The sequence below is a fragment of the Candidatus Methylomirabilota bacterium genome (assembly GCA_035260325.1).
Classification (GTDB): domain Bacteria; phylum Methylomirabilota; class Methylomirabilia; order Rokubacteriales; family CSP1-6; genus AR19.
The window spans coordinates 1-16430 of the sequence record DATFVL010000127.1 but is presented as its reverse complement, the minus strand read 5'-3'; the positions used below and the strand labels follow the sequence as shown (position 1 = coordinate 16430).

The following is a 16430-nucleotide window of genomic DNA, read 5'->3' as shown; positions in this document are numbered from 1 at the left end:
AGGCCGCCGAGGATCACGACGGAGAACGCCTTCAGCGACGCGAGGTCCCCCATGCTCGGGTACGCGAGAAAGATCGGCCCCAGCAGGGCGCCCGCGGCGGCGGCGAGGGCGGAGCCGAAGGCGAACGTCGCGGTGTGGATCCGCCCGATCCGGACACCCATGAGGGCCGCCGTGTCGCGGTCCTGGAAGGTGGCGCGCATCGCGCGGCCGAGCTTCGTCCACTGGATGAGGACGTAGCTCGCGGCGATGAGGACGAACGCGAGGCCGAGGACGAAGAGCCGGAGCGGCGCGATCGAGACGGGGCCCAGCGCGAGCGGCTCTGTCGGGAACGGATGGGGGATGGACTTCGCGACCCCGCCCCAGGCCAGCAGCTCGGCGTTCTGCATCGCGATCCAGAGGCCGATCATCACGAGCATGGTCGTGTCGATGGACTCGGCGCGGAGGGGCCGGAGGAGCGTGACCTCGCAGAGCGCGCCGCCGAGGGCGCCGCACGCGATCGCGCCGAGGAGCGCCACGAAGAAGTTCGCGCCCGCGAGGCCGAGCGCGGCGAACGCCGCGTACGCGCCCAGCGTGTAGAACTCGCCGTGGGCGAAGTTCACGACGTTCATGAGGCCGAAGATCAGGGTGAGGCCGATGCCCAGCAGGGCATACGTCCCGCCGAGCACCAGGCCGTTCACCAGGTGCTGAAGGAGCGGCTCCATCCCGCCCGCGCGGCTACTTCTTCGCGAGAAAGTCGGGCAGCGCCACCTTGCCGTCCCGGATCTGGACGACGAAGATGCTGGGCCGGCTCTGGCCGCTCTCCTTGCCCGCCGGGCCGTCCTTCTCGAACTTGATCGGGCCGTTGACGCCCATGAGGCTCACCCGCCAGAGGGCGTCGCGGACCGCCTTGGGCTCGTCCACGCCCGCGAGGCGGATCGCCTCGGCGATCGTGGCGATCCCGTCGTGGCCGCGGAAGCCCTCGGTGAGGCCCTCGAACGGGTGGCCGCGCTTGGCCCACTCGTCCACGAACGCCTTCGCGAGCCTGCCGTCGGGCATCGCCTCCGGGAACCAGGGCATGAAGAAGACGATGTGGTAGCTGCCCTCGGCCGCGGGACCCGCCTGCTTGATGAGCTGCGTCGGTGAGGAGCTCCCGCCCGTCGTGACGACCCGGCGCGCGAGCCGCTGCTCCTGCGCCTGCTTGAGGACGAGCGTGATCTGCTCGACGGCCGTGGTGAGGAAGAGCGTGTCGCCGCCCGTGCCCTTGATCTTCGTGAGCTGGGCGCTCATGTCGGTGGCGGCCTGATCCATGAACTCGGCGGCGCCGACGGCGACGCCCTTCTTCTTCAGCATGTCGCCGAAGGCGCCGATCGCGCCGCGCCCCCAGTCCGTGTTCACCGCAAGGAAGTCGGCCCGCCGGACGCCGAGCCGCTCGACGTATTGCTCGAGGCCGAGCGCCTCCATCTCGGAGGGTGGGCTGATGCGGAAGATCCACGGGTTGCCGCGCTTGGTGATCGTCGCGGCGCTCGAGGTCTCGACGACCATCGGGACGCCGTACTCCTCGAGCTTCGGCATCGCGGCCAGCGTCATCGAGCTGCCCCAGGCGCCCATGATCGCCGGCACCTTGTCGCGGACGATGAGCTTCTCGGCCGCGCTCGCGGCCTCCTTGGGGTCGGACTTGTTGTCCTCGATGATCAGCTCGACCTTCCGCCCGTTGATGCCGCCGCGCGCGTTGATCCAGTCGCGCGCGATCTCGGCGCCCATGCGCACGTAGCTGCCAGAGGCCGCGACCGCCCCCGAGAGCGGCTCGATGACGCCGATCTTGATCGGCGCCTGCGCGTCCGCGAGCAGCGCTGCCGCGAGCGTGCCGACACCGACGAGAGCCAGGAGCAACGTCCACCGCTTGGTCATCGGAAACCTCCGGGGAGTGGGATGGTGGCACGCAGCATAGCGCACGAGCCGGGCGCACGGAAGCGGGTGTTGTATAGTCGCCTGCTGGACGGGCCATGGGAGCCAAGTACTTCGGCGCGGCGGTGAAGCGGCGCGAGGACCCGCGGTTCCTGCGCGGCGAGGCCCGCTACGTCGACGACGTGCAGCTGGCGGGGATGCTGCACGCGGCGTTCGTCCGCTCGCCCCACGCCCACGCGCGCATCACGCGGATCCGCACCGCGGCGGCGAAGGCGCTGCCCGGGGTCGCCGCCGTCTTCACGTTCGCCGACCTCGAGCGCTGGATGAAGCCGCTGCCCCTCTTCGGCGCGCCGCCGCCCGGGCTCGCCGCCGCGATCGACTTCGAGATCCGCCAGGCGCCCCAGTTCGCCCTCTGCCGCGACCGCGCGCGCCACGTCGGCGAGATCGTCGCGATGGTCGTCGCCGAGAGCCGCGCGCTCGCCGAGGACGCGGCGGAGCTGGTCCAGGTCGAGTGGGCGCCGCTCCCGCCCGTGGCCGACATGGTGGCGGCCGCGGCGCCCGGCGCGCCGCTGGTCCACCCGGAGTGGGCCACCAACGTCGGCGTCGCCTTCACCCACGCGATCGGCGATCCGGACGCGGCCTTCGCCCGGGCGGCCGTCGTGGTGAGCGAGACGTTCCGGATCCAGCGTTACGTCGGCATGCCGCTCGAGTGTCGCGGCGTCGTCGCGGCGTGGGACCGGCGCGACGGGACGCTGACGACGTGGAACTCGACCCAGGTCTCCCACTTCGTCCAGCAGGGGCTCGCGACGACGTTCGGGCTCCCGCCCCACAAGATCCGCGTGATCGCCCCCGACATCGGCGGCGGCTTCGGCACCAAGGCGTCCGGCTATCCCGAGGACTCGCTCGTGCCGGCCGCCGCCGTGGCCCTCGGCCGTCCCGTGAAGTGGGTCGAGGACCGGCGCGAGCACATGTCGGGCTCGGCGCACGCCCGCCACCAGACTCACGCGATCAGCCTCGCCGCTTCCCGCGACGGCACGATCCTCGGCCTGCGCGACAGGATCTCGCTCGATCTCGGCGCCTACAACGTGTGGGGCATCGTGCTCCCGTACAACACGGTCGCGCACCTGATCGGTCCGCACCGGATCAAGAACATGCGCGTGGACTTCCAGGCCGTGGTGACCAACAAGACGCCGAACGCGCCCTACCGGGGCGCCGGCCGGCCCGAGACCGTCTTCGCGATGGACCGCGCCGTGGACTGCCTCGCGCGCGAGCTCGGTATGGATCCGGCGGAGATCCGGCGACGCAACTACATCCGTGCTGACGAGCTGCCGTACGACTTCGGCATGCCCTACCGCGACGGCAACCCGCTCGTCTACGACACGGGCGACTTCCCCCAGGCGCTCGAGAAGGCGCTCGCGGCGGCGGGCTACGCCGAGTTCCGCCGCGAGCAGGAGCGGCTCCGCGCCCGCGGCGTCCACCGCGGCATCGGCATCTCGGGCTACGTCGAGGGCACGGCGATCGGCCCCTACGAGGGCGCGACCGTGAAGCTCGACCTCGCGGGCCGCGTCCTCGTCGCGACGGGGGCGGTGAACTCGGGCCAGGGCCACGAGACGAGCTTCGCCCAGGTCGCCGCGGACGCCCTCGGCGTGCCGCTCGAGTGGGTGACGGTGATCGGCGGCGACACCGCCGCCGTGCCCTTCGGCGTCGGCACGTTCGCGAGCCGGAGCGCGGTGACGGCCGGCAACTCGATCGCCGACGCGTGCCGCGAGGTCCGGACGAAGCTCGTGCGCGCCGCGGCCGCGCTGCTCGAGGCCGCGCCCGAGGACGTCGAGATCGAGGACGGCCGCGCGCTCGTCCGCGGCTCGCCGCAGAAGGCGCTCGACCTCGCGCGCGTCGTCCAGGCGTCGATCCCGACGTTCGCCAAGCCCGGCGTGGCGCCACCCGATTTCGAGGCGAGCGCCTACCACCACGTGCCGACCGTGACGTACGCGAGCGCGGTCCACGTGGCCCAGGTGGAGGTCGACGTCGGCACCGGCGCGGTGAAGCTCCTCCGCTACGTCGTCGCCCACGACTGCGGCAAGGTGATCAACCCGATCATCGTCGAGGGCCAGGTGCACGGCGGCGTCGCCCAAGGGATCGGCGGGGCGCTCTTCGAGGACATGGCCTACGACGAGCGCGGCCAGCTCCTCACCGGCTCGCTCATGGACTACGCGATCCCGAAGGCAGACGACTTGCCGCCGATCGAGACGGTGCACCTCGAGTTTCCCTCGCCGCGCAACCCGCTCGGTGTGAAGGGCCTCGGCGAGGGCGGCGCGATCTCGCCCCCCGCGGCGATCGCGAACGCGGTCGAGGACGCGCTCGCCCCCTTCGGCGTGCGCGTTACCGCGACCCCCGTGACGCCGGCGCGCGTTCGCGCCTGGCTCGTGGGGAGGTGACGGCGCCGAAACAGGCTCGTCGCGTCAGTCTGGCCCCGCATCCGGTCCGAAACGTGCCATCGCGACTGTGGGCGGTCGTGGCGCCGGCCGGCGAGAACCGCGCCAGAACGGGCCGATCGCGCGCATTAGCGGCTTGGTATCGGTGTTGCTTCCACCTCCGGGCATGGGGGAAGTCCGCGTGCTTGCCGCCCCGGGGAGGCGCTTGCCGTCGTGAGACGGGCCGCTTTGCTCGTCGTTCCGGGAATGTTCCTGCCGCTGGCGGCCCTGGTGGCGCTCGCCCCGGCGCTTCCAGGCTCGGCGGCCGTCGCCCTGCGCGCGGCTCCGCTGGCGGTCTTCGGAGGTGGTGCGCTGCTCGGGCTTCTCATCGGACGCGCACGACTCGTCCTCGCGGTCGTCGTCCTCGCCCTCGCCGACTACGCGCTCGTCCACGTGGGTGGTCGCGCCGTCTTCAACGCGGTCGCGGTGCTGCTGCCGGTGAACCTCGTCGTCATCGCGTGGCTCGGCGAGGAGAGCCTCATCAGCGCGCGCGGCGCGTCGCGGCTGGGGGTGATCCTCCTCCAGGCCGCCGTCATCGCGATCCTTCTGCAAACCGCGCAGGCCGCCGTCGCCGCGTGGCTCGAGCGGCCGCTGGTGACCGCGAACCTGGTCGCCTGGACGGCCCTCCCGCAACCCGCCCTCGTCGCGTTCGCCGCCGCGCTGGGCCTGATGCTGATCCTGCTCCTCGTGGACAAGCGCCCGTTCACCTCGGGGGCGGGATGGACTCTGGTCGCCTCACTTCTCGCGCTCGACGGGGCCAGCGCCGGCAGGCCGGCGCGCGTCCACCTCGTCACGGCCGGGCTGATGCTCCTCACCGGCGCCGCGTGGGAGCGGCCACGCGTCGCCTATCCCGACGACGTGACCGGCCTGCCCGGGCGCCTCGCCCTCAACGAGGCGCTCCGCAGGCTGCGCCGACGCTACGCGCTGGCGCGCACGGAGATCGACGACTACGTCCGGTTCCGCGAAGAGCACGGTGCCGACGCCGCCCAGCGCATGCTGCGGCTCGTCGCCGAGGCCCTCACGAAGGTCGGCGGGCGCGGACGCGTATTCTGCGTCGGCACGAACGCGTTCGCCGTCGTTTTTCGAGGCAGGTCGGCGGCGGAGGCCGCCCGCCACCTCGACGCCGTTCGGCGCGCCGTCGAGGCGGCGACGCTCGACGTGCGGGTGTCCAAGCGGCCCCCGGCGGATCGGCACGCGCGTCCGGCCGTCGCCGAACGGACCCTCTCGGTGACGATCAGCGTCGGCGTCGCTCAATCTACGGATCGCGGCGCCGATTCTCACCAGGTCCTCCAGGCCGCCGAGCGGGCGCTCGACCGCGCCAAGCTGGCCGGCCTGAACCGCGTCTCCGCATAGCCGCGCGATCGGTCAGGCGCGTCCGCACCCTTCTCGCGAAGAAACGCGCCTAGGCGGAGGGTCGCGCGGGCGCCGCGGCCGGGGCGACGGGCGCCCGCACGTGCTCGGGCCGGATGCCGAGCCCGACGAGACGCGCGGGGATCCGCCGGAGCAACGGAAAGCGCGCGAGGAGGCGGACGCCGAGCGGCGGCTTCACCGATCGCGCGCCCGCGAGGACCGGGGCGACCAGCCGCCGCTGGATCGTCACCTGCAGCCACTGGGTGGCGCGCGTCGGCAGCTCGCGCCGCCGCTGGACCGCGCCGAGCTCCGCGAGCGTCGGTGGGCGCACCCGGAGCGGGACGGCGAGGAGGTTGGCCGCGGCCACGGCGTCCTGGATCGCAAGGTTGATGCCGACGCCGCCGATCGGCGACATCGCGTGGGCGGCGTCGCCGATGCAGAGGAGCCCGGGGCGATACCATCGCTCCAGGCGGTCCACGCGCACGGTGAGGAGCTTGACGTCGTCCCAGTCGAGGAGCTCGTGCGTCCGGCCGCGCGCGAACGGTACCAGCCGCGCCACGCCCTCGCGGAAGGCGTCGAGCCCCCGCCGGCGGATCTCGTCGAGCTGGCCCTTGGGGATCACGTAGCCGCACTGCCAGTAGTCGCCGCGATTGAGCGTGATGAAGATCTGCCCGGCGCCGAACCGGCCCATGGTCGCGTCCGGATCATCCGGCGCGCGGGAGAGCCGGAACCACAAGACGTCCATGGGCGCGCCCAGCTCCCGCACGTGGAGGCCGGCCCTCTCGCGGACGACCGACTGCCGGCCGTCGGCGGCGACGACCAGGTCGGCGCGGACCTCGAGCGGGCCCTCGGCCGTCTGCGCGCGGACTCCCGTCACGGCCCCGGACTTCTCGAGGAGCCCGGTCGCCTCGGCGCGCATCCGGCAACGGAAGCCTGGATAGCGCGCCGCCCGCTCGGCGAGGAAGCTCAGGAAGTCCCACTGCGGCATGAGTGCGATGAAGCGGCAGCGCGTCGGCAGGTGCGTGAAGTCGGCGATCGGCACGGCGACGTCGCCGATCTGCGCTCGGAGCTCGCGGACCTCCTGGTGCGGCAGGCGGAGGAAGTCCTCCAGCAGTCCCAGCTCGTGCATGACCTCGAGCGTGGACGGGTGGATCGTGTCGCCGCGGAAGTCGCGCAGGAAGTCCGCGTGCTTCTCCAGGACGAGGACGCCGACGCCGGCGCGGGCGAGGAGGAGCCCGAGCATCATGCCGGCCGGGCCGCCTCCCACGATACAGCAGCGCACCGAGACCGTCTCGCCGCCCACGGGAGGCATCCTACGTGACTGCGGCCGGGGTTGCCCGCGCCGGGCTTTCGCTCAGAACCTCCACGTGGTGGTGAGGTAGACGCGGTCGCTCCTGTCGAACTGGCCGTACAGCGTGCTGCGCGGGCCCTCGAAGACGTCGGCCCCCACGGACAGCGTGACGGCACCGCTCAGGAGGTAGTCGATCCGCGGGCTGAGCCGGAAGTCGGCGCGGTTGGCGTCGACGACGAAGAGGACCATCGGGTTCAGCGTGTTCTCGAGGAAGCCTGTCGTCAGGCGCAGGGCCACCGACGTCGTGACCTGGCCCTGGACGCCCCCGCGCGTCAGGTTGGTCGCGGGGCCGGTGAGGATCTTCTGGCTGACCTGGAGGTCGGCGTCGACCGCCGAGAAGAACGTGTAGTCGACGCCGACGAGGTAGTCGATCGTGTCGCGCCGCACGACGCCGTCGGGGTCGAGCGGGTCCGTCGTCTCGTAGCGCTTGCCGAGCGTCAGGGCGACCTCGCTGCGGAGGACGATCGACTCGAGGCTCTTGGCGAGCGTCGCGCCCACAATGTGCAGGCGCGGGTGCCGCGGCTCGAGCACGATCACGTCCGGCGCGGGCGCCTGGGCGACGCGGCGCTGGAAGAGAACGGGCGTCTTGTCCGCCGCGTCGTAGTAGATCAGCGACATGTCCCAGCCCCTCACGAGGGCCGCGAGCCGGAAGCCCCCCTCGCTCCGCGGCAGGCTGAACTCATCGGGGTTGTCGGGGAGTCGCACGACGGGGTTGCGAAAGCGGTAGGGGATCGGCGCGAACTGGAACTCTGCGCCCTGCTTCGGCAGCTTGTTGTGGAGCGTGTCGGGCGTCCACACGCCCTCGAAGTTCACGTTCGTCGCGAGCCGGTAGCTGAAGTCGAGCGCCCAGATCGGGATCCTGAGCTCGCTGAAATCGGGCAGGACGAACTCGCGGAAGTCCTTCGGATTCACGATGTCGGTCACGAACGTGCTGATCGCCTCGCCCCACACGATCTGCTGGCGGCCGAGCCGGACGTCGAGGTCGCCGCGCGACACGGAGAGCAGCGCCTCGCGGAGGTCGAGGTAATTTTTCTCGGTCTTCTGGTCGCGCTCGACGTTGGCGGGATACCGATCGGTCGCGTCGAACACGGCATCGTACCAGCCGCGCGTCGCGAGCCTGAGGTTCGCCGTGTCGGAGAAGGCGTACTTTCCCTCCAGCCAGCCGAGCGTCTTGAGCTTCGAGACGTCGCCCGGGTCGTGGAGGCGATAGGCGAACTCCTCGGCGAGCCGCCCCCTCAGCCGGAGCGCCTTGAGCCACTCCGGCGGACCCTCCCGGCCGGTGTCCTCGGCGGCGGCGGCCGTGATCACGCAGAGGACGACCGCCGCCGAGACCACGAAGCGCATCTCAGTCGAGCGTCTTCATGTAGCTCTTGTCGAAGTACTTCTCGGGGAGGTCGCGGACCGAGATCTCGCCGTACTCGAGAACCGACGTCTTGTCCTTGCGGATGGCGTCCACGAGCGTGAGGCGTGTGACCAGGCGCTGGCCGGCGATCTCTTTGTAGCCTTCGAAGACGCCGACTTTTAGCAGCGTGCCGGTGCCGGCGTAGAACTCCGCCCTGACCGGCCGGCGCTCGGCTTTCGAGACCCAGTACTTGATCGCCGCGTACGTCACCTCCTTCGTCCTGGCCTTGAGATCGAGCACGTGGCAGGCGACCCCCTCGACGGACTCCTCGCCGAGCAGCGTGGCGTCGTAGTCGCCGGCGTAATCCGTCCGCGCGATGTCGCCGTTGGCGACCTGGCCCACCAGGCGCTGGGAGAACGGGATCCGCACCGGCTTGCCCGCGTCGGGGAGATAGATCCAGAGGTCGCGTCCGAGGGTCAGCAGGGAACGGCCGACGTTCCGGGGCGGGGCCACGAACCTGACGAACGCGCGCCCGCTGCCCTTCACGAAGACCTCGAAGCCGTCGATCGAGGGCGACTTCTTCGCCTCCCGGCTCGTGATCGTGATCTTCCACACGAAGCTCTCCCCGGGCCGTCTCGCCCGATCCGCCTCGCGCACGATGTCCGCGGCCTCGTCGCCCCGCGCCGGCGAGGCGGTGCCCAGCAGGAGGACCAGCGCGAGCGCCAGCCTAGACATGACGCAGGGCCTCCACGACGTCGAGGCGCGCGGCGCGCCAGGCAGGATAGAGCGCGGCGAGCGTCGCGGTGACGATCGACAGGCGGAACGCCTGCGCCAGCACCGCCGGAACGATGAAGATCTGGACCGTGAACCCTCGGGTGGAACCCGGCGGCGGCGGCAGTTGGATGCCGATGGCGGTGACGAGCTTCGCGAGGACGACGCCGAGGACGACGCCCAGGACCCCGCCGAGGGCGCCGAGGGCGACGCCCTCGAGGACGAATATCGCGATGACGCCGCGCCGTCGCGTCCCGAGCGCCATCACCGTGCCGATCTCTCGCGTCCGCTCGAAGATGGCCATCGTCATCGTGTTCGTGATGCCGAACACGACCATGATGGAGACGATCAGCGTGAGCACCGCGAAGATGCGTCCGAAGAGCTCGCGGACCTGGTGGTAGCGGAGCGCCAGATCTTCCCAGGTCTTGATCTCGAGGTCGAGCCCCCGCTCGCGGATGAGCCGCTCGATGCGCTCGCGCACGACGGGGGTGTTCTCCGTCTCGTCGAGCAGAAGGACGACCGACTGGACCTCGCCGTGCTCGAGGTCGAGGACGCGCTGGACCTCGGGGAGGGCCACCTTGAGGAACCGGTCGTCGTACGCCTTCTCGCCGGACTCCCACACGCCCCGCACCTTGACGGCGAGCGCGTTGATGGAGCCGCTCGTCGTCGTGGTGAGCAGGGTCAGGTCGGCACCGGGCCGCACGCCGAAGCCGCGCGCGAGGCCGACGCCCAGGATGACGCCGCGCGGCGCACGGCTGGTCAGGTCCTGGCCCTCGACGATCACGGCCAGCGAGGACAGGTCGGCCTCGCCTTCGGGATTGACGCCGGTGCCCACGAACGAGGTCGTGGTATCGCCGGTGGAGACCAGGCCGGAGAAGCCGAGCCGGGCCGTGACGGTCCTGACGTGCTCGATCTTCACGAGCTCGGCGCGGAGCGCCGGATAGTCGCCGATCAGAAAATCGAAGGGCGCGAGGTTCCCCTTCTCGGAGAATCCCTTGCGATAGAGCTGGAGGTGGCCGACCTGGCTCCGGATCGTCGACTCACGGACGCCCCAGTAAATCGCGTTCACGAACCCGCCGAAGACGATGATCGCGGCGGCGCCGAAGGCCATGGCCGCTAGCGTGATGAGCGTGCGGCGGCGATTCCTGAACACGTTGCGGATCGCGAGCTTCAGGTAGAGCGCCATGTCAGAAACTCCTCAGCTCTTTGGCAATGGCGCCGGCTTCGGGCGCCGAGGGGTAGAGTCGCGTTCCTCTCTCCCAGGTCGCCCTCGCCTCGGCGGTCTGGCCGTTCTTCTTGTAGGCGAGTCCGAGATTCAGGTAGACGGAGGGCATCACGGAGTCGGGAACCGCGGCGGGGCTTCGTTCCTTCATGGCCACCACCGCGCCGAGGTCGCTGATCGCCACCGGAGTCTTCTTGAAGAAGTCGGGCACCCGCAGGGCCGTCGTTCCGCGGACCACGTAGACGACGAAGGCGTCCGGGAAGCGCTCGACGGCCTCGTCGAGGGTGTTGAAGCCCTTCTTGACCCAGCCGGGCGCGGTGAAGACCGAGGCGGTGCGGGCCTTCCGAACCCGGGCGCTACCGAGCCAGGCCAGGGCGGCCGCGTCGTTCGGGTCGGCGGCCACCGCTCGCTCGAGGATCGCGATGGCCTCGTCGACCTTGTCGGCGTCGAGCGCGCGCCTTCCCTCAGCGACGAGGTCGGTCGTCTGGGCTCCGGCGCGGCCTGGGGGCCAGACGACGGTGAGGGCGGCGAACGCGGCAACGACCGTCCCGAGGCGTAGGATGGTGCGGCGAGTCGGCGTCATGGCATGCCCTTCTTCTCAGCGGAGTCGTCCGTCGGAGATCTCCAGCACGCGCTCGGCGGCCTGCATGATGCGTGGATCGTGGGTCGAGAAGACGAAGGTGGTGCCGTGCTCGCGGTTGAGGCGTCGCATCAGCTCGATGATCTCGTGACCCGTGCGGCTGTCGAGGTTCGCGGTGGGCTCGTCGGCCAGGACGAGCGCGGGCCGGGAGACGAGGGCCCGGGCGATCGCCACGCGCTGCTGCTGGCCGCCCGAGAGCTCGGGCGGGCGGTGCCGCGCCCGGTCTCCGAGCCCCACCTGCTCGAGCGCCGCCCGCACCCGGGCGGCGACGTCGTCGCCGCGCCGGTGGAGGAGGAGCGGGTATTCGACGTTCTCCCAGGCCGTGAGCACCGGGATCAGGTTGAAGGTCTGGAAGACGAACCCGAGCTTGCGGGCGCGGAGATCCGCGCGCCGGCCGGACGGCAGGGCGCTCACCAGCTCACCGTCGATCGCGATCTCGCCCGACGTCGGCGTGTCGAGGCAGCCGATGAGGTTGAGGAGCGTCGTCTTGCCGCTCCCCGAGGGGCCGGCGACGGCGAGGAACTCGCCGGGCTCCACCGTCAGCGACACGTCGGCGAGCGCGGTGACGGTGAGCTTGCCGAGGCGGTACGTCTTGGTCACGTCCCTGACGGCGACGGCGTGGGTCACGGGTCTCATCCGGAGTTCGCGACCTGGACCGACGCCCGCGCGCCGCGCCGGAATCGAACCTTGTAGTACGTGATCCACGCGGCGATCAGCGGCGTGCCGATGGCGACCGGCCAGAGCCAGCGGACGGCGGCCGGCAGGAACGTGAAATTCACGACGGAGAAGGCCGTGACCGTCGCGATGTAGGAGCCGAGCATCCCGGCCATGTGATCGAACCACCACTGCTCGCGGTCCGCGCGGGGCCAGGCGAACTTCGAGAGGTCGAGCCCCGCGAGGAGCATGCCGAAGGCGCCGAAGACCACCGGCACGACGCCGACGCGCTCCCAGGCGGGCCCCGGCCGGACGACGCCGAGCACGGCCATCGCCGCGCTCGCCGCGAAGGTCACGAGGGCCGCGGTCCAGTCGAGCCGCGTCGCGCCCTGCCCTTCGCGCGGGCGCTTGCGTGAGAGCGCGCGATAGCCCGAGAACGCGTTGTAGAAGCTGAACACGGCGAGGAGCGCCAGGAAGACGACGGGGCGCCAGACGGCGAGGGCGACGGCCGTCGCCGCGACGACCGCCATCGCCCAGAAGTAGACCTGCCCCCAGCGGCGGTGGGTCCGGCCGCCCTTCGCGGTGAGCATGGGGACCGGCGCGACGAAGAGCGCGATCGCCCCGGCGAGGATGTGCAGCACGCGAACGCCCCCAATCAACGCGTCCATGGTGACCTCCTAGCCACGGCGTGCGCGGCGCGCGGGCCGCGCGGTGAGGCGCCTGAGCATGGTGAGGGCTTCGTCGCACCACGTGAGCATCGCCCGGCTCCGGTGCTGCCCGCAGCGGAGCGTGATGAGCCAGAACGGCAGCTCCGGGTGCCCGGCCATCTGCTTGCGGAGCCGCCGCTCGATCCCGTCGTAGGTGTCGCGGAGCGCCCGCTGACGCGCCTGGACGTGCTCGAGCTGGGCGATGCTGTTCGCCACGGAGCCCGCGCCGCCGAGGAAGAGCTTCAGCAGGAGCTCGGACCGCACGGGGTCGAGCCGCGCCGGCAGGGCGAGCCATCGCTCGAGCTCCTCCCGACCCCTCGGGGTGAGCGAGTAGACGTGGCGGTCCGGCTTGCCGCGCTGCTTCTCTCGCCGCCGCGCCGCGAGGCCCTCGGCGGCCAGCCGGTTCAGGATCGGGTAGATCTGGCCGTAGCTCTCGCTCCAGAAGTGCGCGATGGACGCCTCGATGAGCTTCTTGACGTCGTACCCGGACCGGGGGCCCAGGCTCAGCACCCCGAGGATCGCGTACCGGCTCGTGTTCGCCCGCCGTCCCGCCGCCGCCTCCGCCATGTATCTGGAAGATACATATCGTCCAGAGCCATGTCAAGGGGCCGCGCGGGCAGGGGTCAGTCGTTCTCTTCGAGGACGAACAGCTCGCCCTGGCGCCAGACGCCGGCGAAGGTGCGGCGGTGGATCACGCAGGGGCCGTGGCGGTCGAGCGCCGCCAGGTGCTCGGCGGTCGCGTAGCCCTTGTGGCGCGCGAAGCCGTACTCGGGGAATCGCCCGTCGGCCTCGAGCATGAGCCGGTCGCGCGTCACCTTGGCGACGATCGAGGCGGCGGCGACGCTCGCGCAGCGCCGGTCGCCGGCGACGAGGTTCCGCTGGGGGCAGGGCAGCGCGGGGAGCGCGACGAAATCCGTGATGACGAGCTCGGGGAGGACGGCGAGCGCCGCCAGGGCCGCGGCCATCGCGCGGCGGGTGGCCTCGAGGATGTTGATCCGGTCGATCGTCTCGTGGTCCACGACGCCGACGCCGATGGCGAGCGCCTGCTCGCGGATGACGTGGAAGAGCTCCTCGCGCCGCTCGGGCGTGAGGAGCTTCGAGTCGGCGAGCCCGCGGATCCGCCGGTCGGGCGCCAGGATCACCGCCGCCGCCACGACCGGGCCCGCCAGCGGCCCGCGCCCCGCCTCGTCGATCCCGACGACGCGCCCCACGCCCGCGCGCCAGGCCCGGGCTTCGTAGCGGTACGGCGCCGAGGGGGGCGGCGTCACGCCGGGGGCGCCGGCTACTTTTTCTCTTCGGTGGTGGGGATGATCACGGCGCGCTTCTCCTTCAGCCGGGCGGCCTTGCCCGCGAGCCCGCGGAGATAGTAGAGCTTCGAGCGCCGCACCCGGCCCGCGCGGGCCACCTCGACCTTCTCGATGCGGGGCGAGTGGAGCGGGAAGGTGCGCTCGACGCCGACGCCGTACGAGATGCGCCGGACCGTGAACGAGGCGCGCGCGCCCTCGCCGCGCTTCCTGATGACGATGCCCTCGAACACCTGCGTGCGCTCCTTCTCGCCCTCGACCACCTTCACGTGCACGCGCACCGTGTCGCCGGGGCCGAACCCCTGGCGGTCCTTCCGGAGCTGCGCGGCCTCGACCAGCCGGATCGCGTCCATGACTCGGATTCCTTTCTCGCTAGAGCGCGGAGGGCTCGAGCTGCTCGGGCGTCTCGCCGCGCTTGAATCGTTCCACGATCGTGCTCTCCTCGGGCGTGAGCCCCGCGGACTCCAGCAAGTCCGGGCGCGTCCGCCACGTCCGCCACAGCGCCTGCACGCGGCGCCAGCGCGCGATGCGCGCGTGGTCCCCCGACAGGAGCACCGGCGGCACGCGCGTGCCCCGGAACTCCTCGGGCCGCGTGTACTGCGGCGGCTCGAGGAGCCCGCTCGCGAACGACTCGCGCTCCGCGGCGCCCTCGGCGCCGAGCACGCCCGGCAGGAGCCGGGCGACCGCGTCGGCCACCACGAGCGCGGGCAGCTCGCCGCCCGTCAGCACGTAGTCGCCGATCGAGATCGCGTCGTCGGCGCAGCGCTCGTGCACGCGCTCGTCCACGCCCTCGTAGCGGCCCGCGAGCAGGATCAGATGCGCCTCGCGCGCGAGCTCCGCGGCCACCTGCTGCGTGAACGTCCGGCCCCGCGGGTCGAGCAGGACGACGCGCGCGCCCGGGGTCCGGAGCGCCTCGACCGCGGCGAACAGCGGCTCGGGCTTCAACACCATGCCGCCGCCGCCCCCGAACTGATAGTCGTCGGTCACGCGGCGCTTGCCCTTCGCGTAGTCTCGGAGATCGACGGCCCGGATGTCAACGCGCCCGCCGGCGCGCGCCCGGCCCAGCATGGACGCGGCGATCACCGGCTCCACCATGCCGGGAAAGAGCGTGACGATGTCGATACGCATCGCTCGCCCCGCCTCGGCGCGCTACAAGTCCAGCAGTCCGTCGGGCGGCCGGATGACGATCCGGCGCGCCGCCAGGTCCACTTCGATCACGATCTCCGCCACCGCCGGCACGAGGTGCTCCCGCGTCCCGTCGCTGACGACCCAGAGATCCTGGGCCGGCGACCGCTCGACGCCGCTGACGCGCCCCACCTCCCGCCCGTCCTCGGTCAGGACGCGACAGCCCTCGAGCTGCCAGGGGTAGAAGCGCCCGGGACCGGGCGGCAGCGCCGCCTCCTCCGGCAGCGCCAGGAGCCGGCCCACCAGCTCCCGCGCGTCCTCCGCCGACGCACAGCCCGCGAGCGACACGAGCACGGTGGAGCCGTGCCGGCGGGCGGCGGTGATGCGGCGCGTCTCGCGCCGGTCCCGTGCCGCGTCCCAGAGCACGCACTCCCTGAGATGCTCGAAGCGCTCCGGCGCGTCCGTGAGCGGCGTCACGCGGACCTCGCCGGAGAGGCCGTGGGGCCGCGCGATCTCGCCGATGACCACGAGCCGCCCGTCCATGCGGCCGCCTACGTCTTCGGCTCCCGGGTGCGCGCCATCAGCTTCCGCACCGTGTTCGAGGGCTGGGCGCCCTTGGCGATCCACGCGTCGACCTTCGCCCGGTCGATCGACACGGTCGGCGGCTGCGTGAGCGGGTTGTAGTGGCCGAGGATCTCGATGAACCGCCCGTCGCGCGGCGAGCGCGAGTCGGCCACCACCACCCGGTAGCGCGGCCGCTTCGTCGTCCCCGTCCTTCTCAGTCGGATCGATACCGCCACGTCGTCACCCCCTCGGTGTGGGAAATCCTGAAAGATTCTTCATGCGGGGGAGCTTCCCCTCCATGCCCTTGAACTGCTTCATCAGCTTCCGGAGCTGCGCGTACTGCTTCAGCAGCCGGTTGACGTCCTGGACGCTCGTGCCGCTGCCGCGCGCGACCCGCTGGCGCCGGCTGCCGTTGAGCAGCTCCGGGTTGCGCCGCTCGCCCGGCGTCATGGATGCGATGATCGCGTCGAAGCGGCCGAGGTCGGCGGACTCGTCGGCGAGATCCTTCGGTGCGCCTTTGAGCATCTTGCCGAACGGCAGCATCCCCAGGACCTGGTCGAGGGGCCCGAGCCGCTGCACCTGCCTGAGCTGCTCGCGGAAGTCCTCGAGCGTGAACGTGTCCTCGCGGAGCTTCCGGACGAGCTCCTCCGCCGTCTTCTGGTCCACGGTCGCCTGCGCCTTCTCGACGAGCGACAGCACGTCGCCCATGCCGAGGATGCGTGAGGCGAGCCGGTCGGGATGGAACGGCTCGAGGGCGTCCGTCTTTTCGCCCGTGCCGACGAAGGCGATCGGCCGGCCGGTCACCTGGCGCACGGACAGGGCGGCGCCGCCGCGCGAGTCGCCGTCGAGCTTCGTCAGCGCGACCGCGTCGATCCCGACCGCCTGGTTGAAGCGGTCGGCGACGGTGACGGCGTCCTGCCCGGTCATCGCGTCCAGGACGAGGAGCACGTGATGCGGCGCCACCTCGCGGCGGATGGCCTTGAGCTCCTCGAGCATCGCCTCGTCGATGTGCAGGCGGCCTGCGGTGTCGAGGATCAGTGGCGTG

18 protein-coding genes are annotated in these 16430 nt (G+C 71.8%); 2 read left to right on the top strand and 16 right to left on the bottom strand.

Features of this window, described 5'->3' with window-relative positions:
- Together VKG64_08710 and VKG64_08705 are read right to left on the bottom strand one after the other, a co-directional pair.
- On the bottom strand, positions 1-701 hold a 701-nt coding region (locus VKG64_08710), incomplete at its 3' end, for a branched-chain amino acid ABC transporter permease (GenBank protein ID HKB25121.1).
- Between the two features lie 13 nt (positions 702-714).
- A complete protein-coding gene (locus VKG64_08705; GenBank protein HKB25120.1) occupies positions 715-1887 on the bottom strand; it encodes an ABC transporter substrate-binding protein in 1173 nt (390 codons plus the stop codon).
- 95 nt (positions 1888-1982) lie between these two features.
- Between VKG64_08705 and VKG64_08700 the strand changes: the two genes are divergently transcribed.
- Positions 1983-4319 (top strand): xanthine dehydrogenase family protein molybdopterin-binding subunit, encoded by a 2337-nt coding sequence (locus VKG64_08700; protein HKB25119.1) that lies wholly within the window; start codon positions 1983-1985, stop codon positions 4317-4319.
- Between the two features lie 210 nt (positions 4320-4529).
- Positions 4530-5708 carry a diguanylate cyclase gene (locus VKG64_08695; GenBank protein HKB25118.1) on the top strand — a complete coding sequence of 393 codons (1179 nt, stop codon included), beginning with the start codon at positions 4530-4532 and terminating at the stop codon, positions 5706-5708.
- A gap of 49 nt (positions 5709-5757) precedes the next feature.
- Here VKG64_08695 and VKG64_08690 read toward each other — a convergent pair whose 3' ends face one another.
- The 14 genes from VKG64_08690 to VKG64_08625 all read right to left on the bottom strand — a co-directional run.
- Positions 5758-7008: an FAD-dependent oxidoreductase gene (locus VKG64_08690; GenBank protein ID HKB25117.1), complete on the bottom strand. Its 1251-nt coding sequence runs from the start codon at positions 7006-7008 to the stop codon at positions 5758-5760.
- A gap of 51 nt (positions 7009-7059) precedes the next feature.
- Positions 7060-8400, bottom strand: coding sequence for a DUF1302 family protein (locus VKG64_08685; protein HKB25116.1), 1341 nt, complete (start codon positions 8398-8400; stop codon positions 7060-7062).
- A 1-nt stretch (position 8401) separates the two neighbouring features.
- Positions 8402-9133, bottom strand: a complete 732-nt coding sequence (locus VKG64_08680; GenBank protein HKB25115.1) for an outer membrane lipoprotein-sorting protein — start codon at positions 9131-9133, stop codon at positions 8402-8404.
- Positions 9126-10355: an FtsX-like permease family protein gene (locus VKG64_08675; GenBank protein HKB25114.1), complete on the bottom strand. Its 1230-nt coding sequence runs from the start codon at positions 10353-10355 to the stop codon at positions 9126-9128. Before VKG64_08675 ends, VKG64_08680 begins: the two co-directional genes overlap by 8 nt.
- 1 nt (position 10356) lies before the next feature.
- Entirely contained in the window at positions 10357-10974 is a 618-nt protein-coding gene (locus VKG64_08670; protein ID HKB25113.1) for a tetratricopeptide repeat protein, read from the bottom strand.
- Positions 10975-10989: 15 nt separating this feature from the next.
- Positions 10990-11658: an ABC transporter ATP-binding protein gene (locus VKG64_08665; GenBank protein HKB25112.1), complete on the bottom strand. Its 669-nt coding sequence runs from the start codon at positions 11656-11658 to the stop codon at positions 10990-10992.
- Between the two features lie 5 nt (positions 11659-11663).
- A complete protein-coding gene (locus VKG64_08660) occupies positions 11664-12353 on the bottom strand; it encodes a DUF2306 domain-containing protein (protein ID HKB25111.1) in 690 nt (229 codons plus the stop codon).
- 9 nt (positions 12354-12362) lie between these two features.
- The gene (locus tag VKG64_08655; GenBank protein ID HKB25110.1) at positions 12363-12959 is read right to left on the bottom strand and encodes a PadR family transcriptional regulator; all 597 of its coding nucleotides are present in this window, start codon (positions 12957-12959) and stop codon (positions 12363-12365) included.
- 56 nt (positions 12960-13015) lie between these two features.
- Positions 13016-13660: a ribonuclease HII gene (locus tag VKG64_08650; protein HKB25109.1), complete on the bottom strand. Its 645-nt coding sequence runs from the start codon at positions 13658-13660 to the stop codon at positions 13016-13018.
- Positions 13661-13674: 14 nt separating this feature from the next.
- Positions 13675-14049, bottom strand: a complete 375-nt coding sequence (gene rplS, locus VKG64_08645) for a 50S ribosomal protein L19 (protein ID HKB25108.1) — start codon at positions 14047-14049, stop codon at positions 13675-13677.
- 19 nt (positions 14050-14068) lie between these two features.
- Entirely contained in the window at positions 14069-14824 is a 756-nt protein-coding gene (gene trmD / locus VKG64_08640) for a tRNA (guanosine(37)-N1)-methyltransferase TrmD (protein ID HKB25107.1), read from the bottom strand.
- Positions 14825-14845: 21 nt separating this feature from the next.
- Positions 14846-15364 carry a ribosome maturation factor RimM gene (rimM, locus tag VKG64_08635; protein ID HKB25106.1) on the bottom strand — a complete coding sequence of 173 codons (519 nt, stop codon included), beginning with the start codon at positions 15362-15364 and terminating at the stop codon, positions 14846-14848.
- Positions 15365-15372: 8 nt separating this feature from the next.
- Complete coding sequence (rpsP, locus tag VKG64_08630; GenBank protein ID HKB25105.1) at positions 15373-15621, bottom strand: 30S ribosomal protein S16; 249 nt, start codon at positions 15619-15621, stop codon at positions 15373-15375.
- A gap of 4 nt (positions 15622-15625) precedes the next feature.
- Positions 15626-16430 (bottom strand): signal recognition particle protein (locus VKG64_08625; protein ID HKB25104.1); only part of this gene is annotated, 805 nt, incomplete at its 5' end.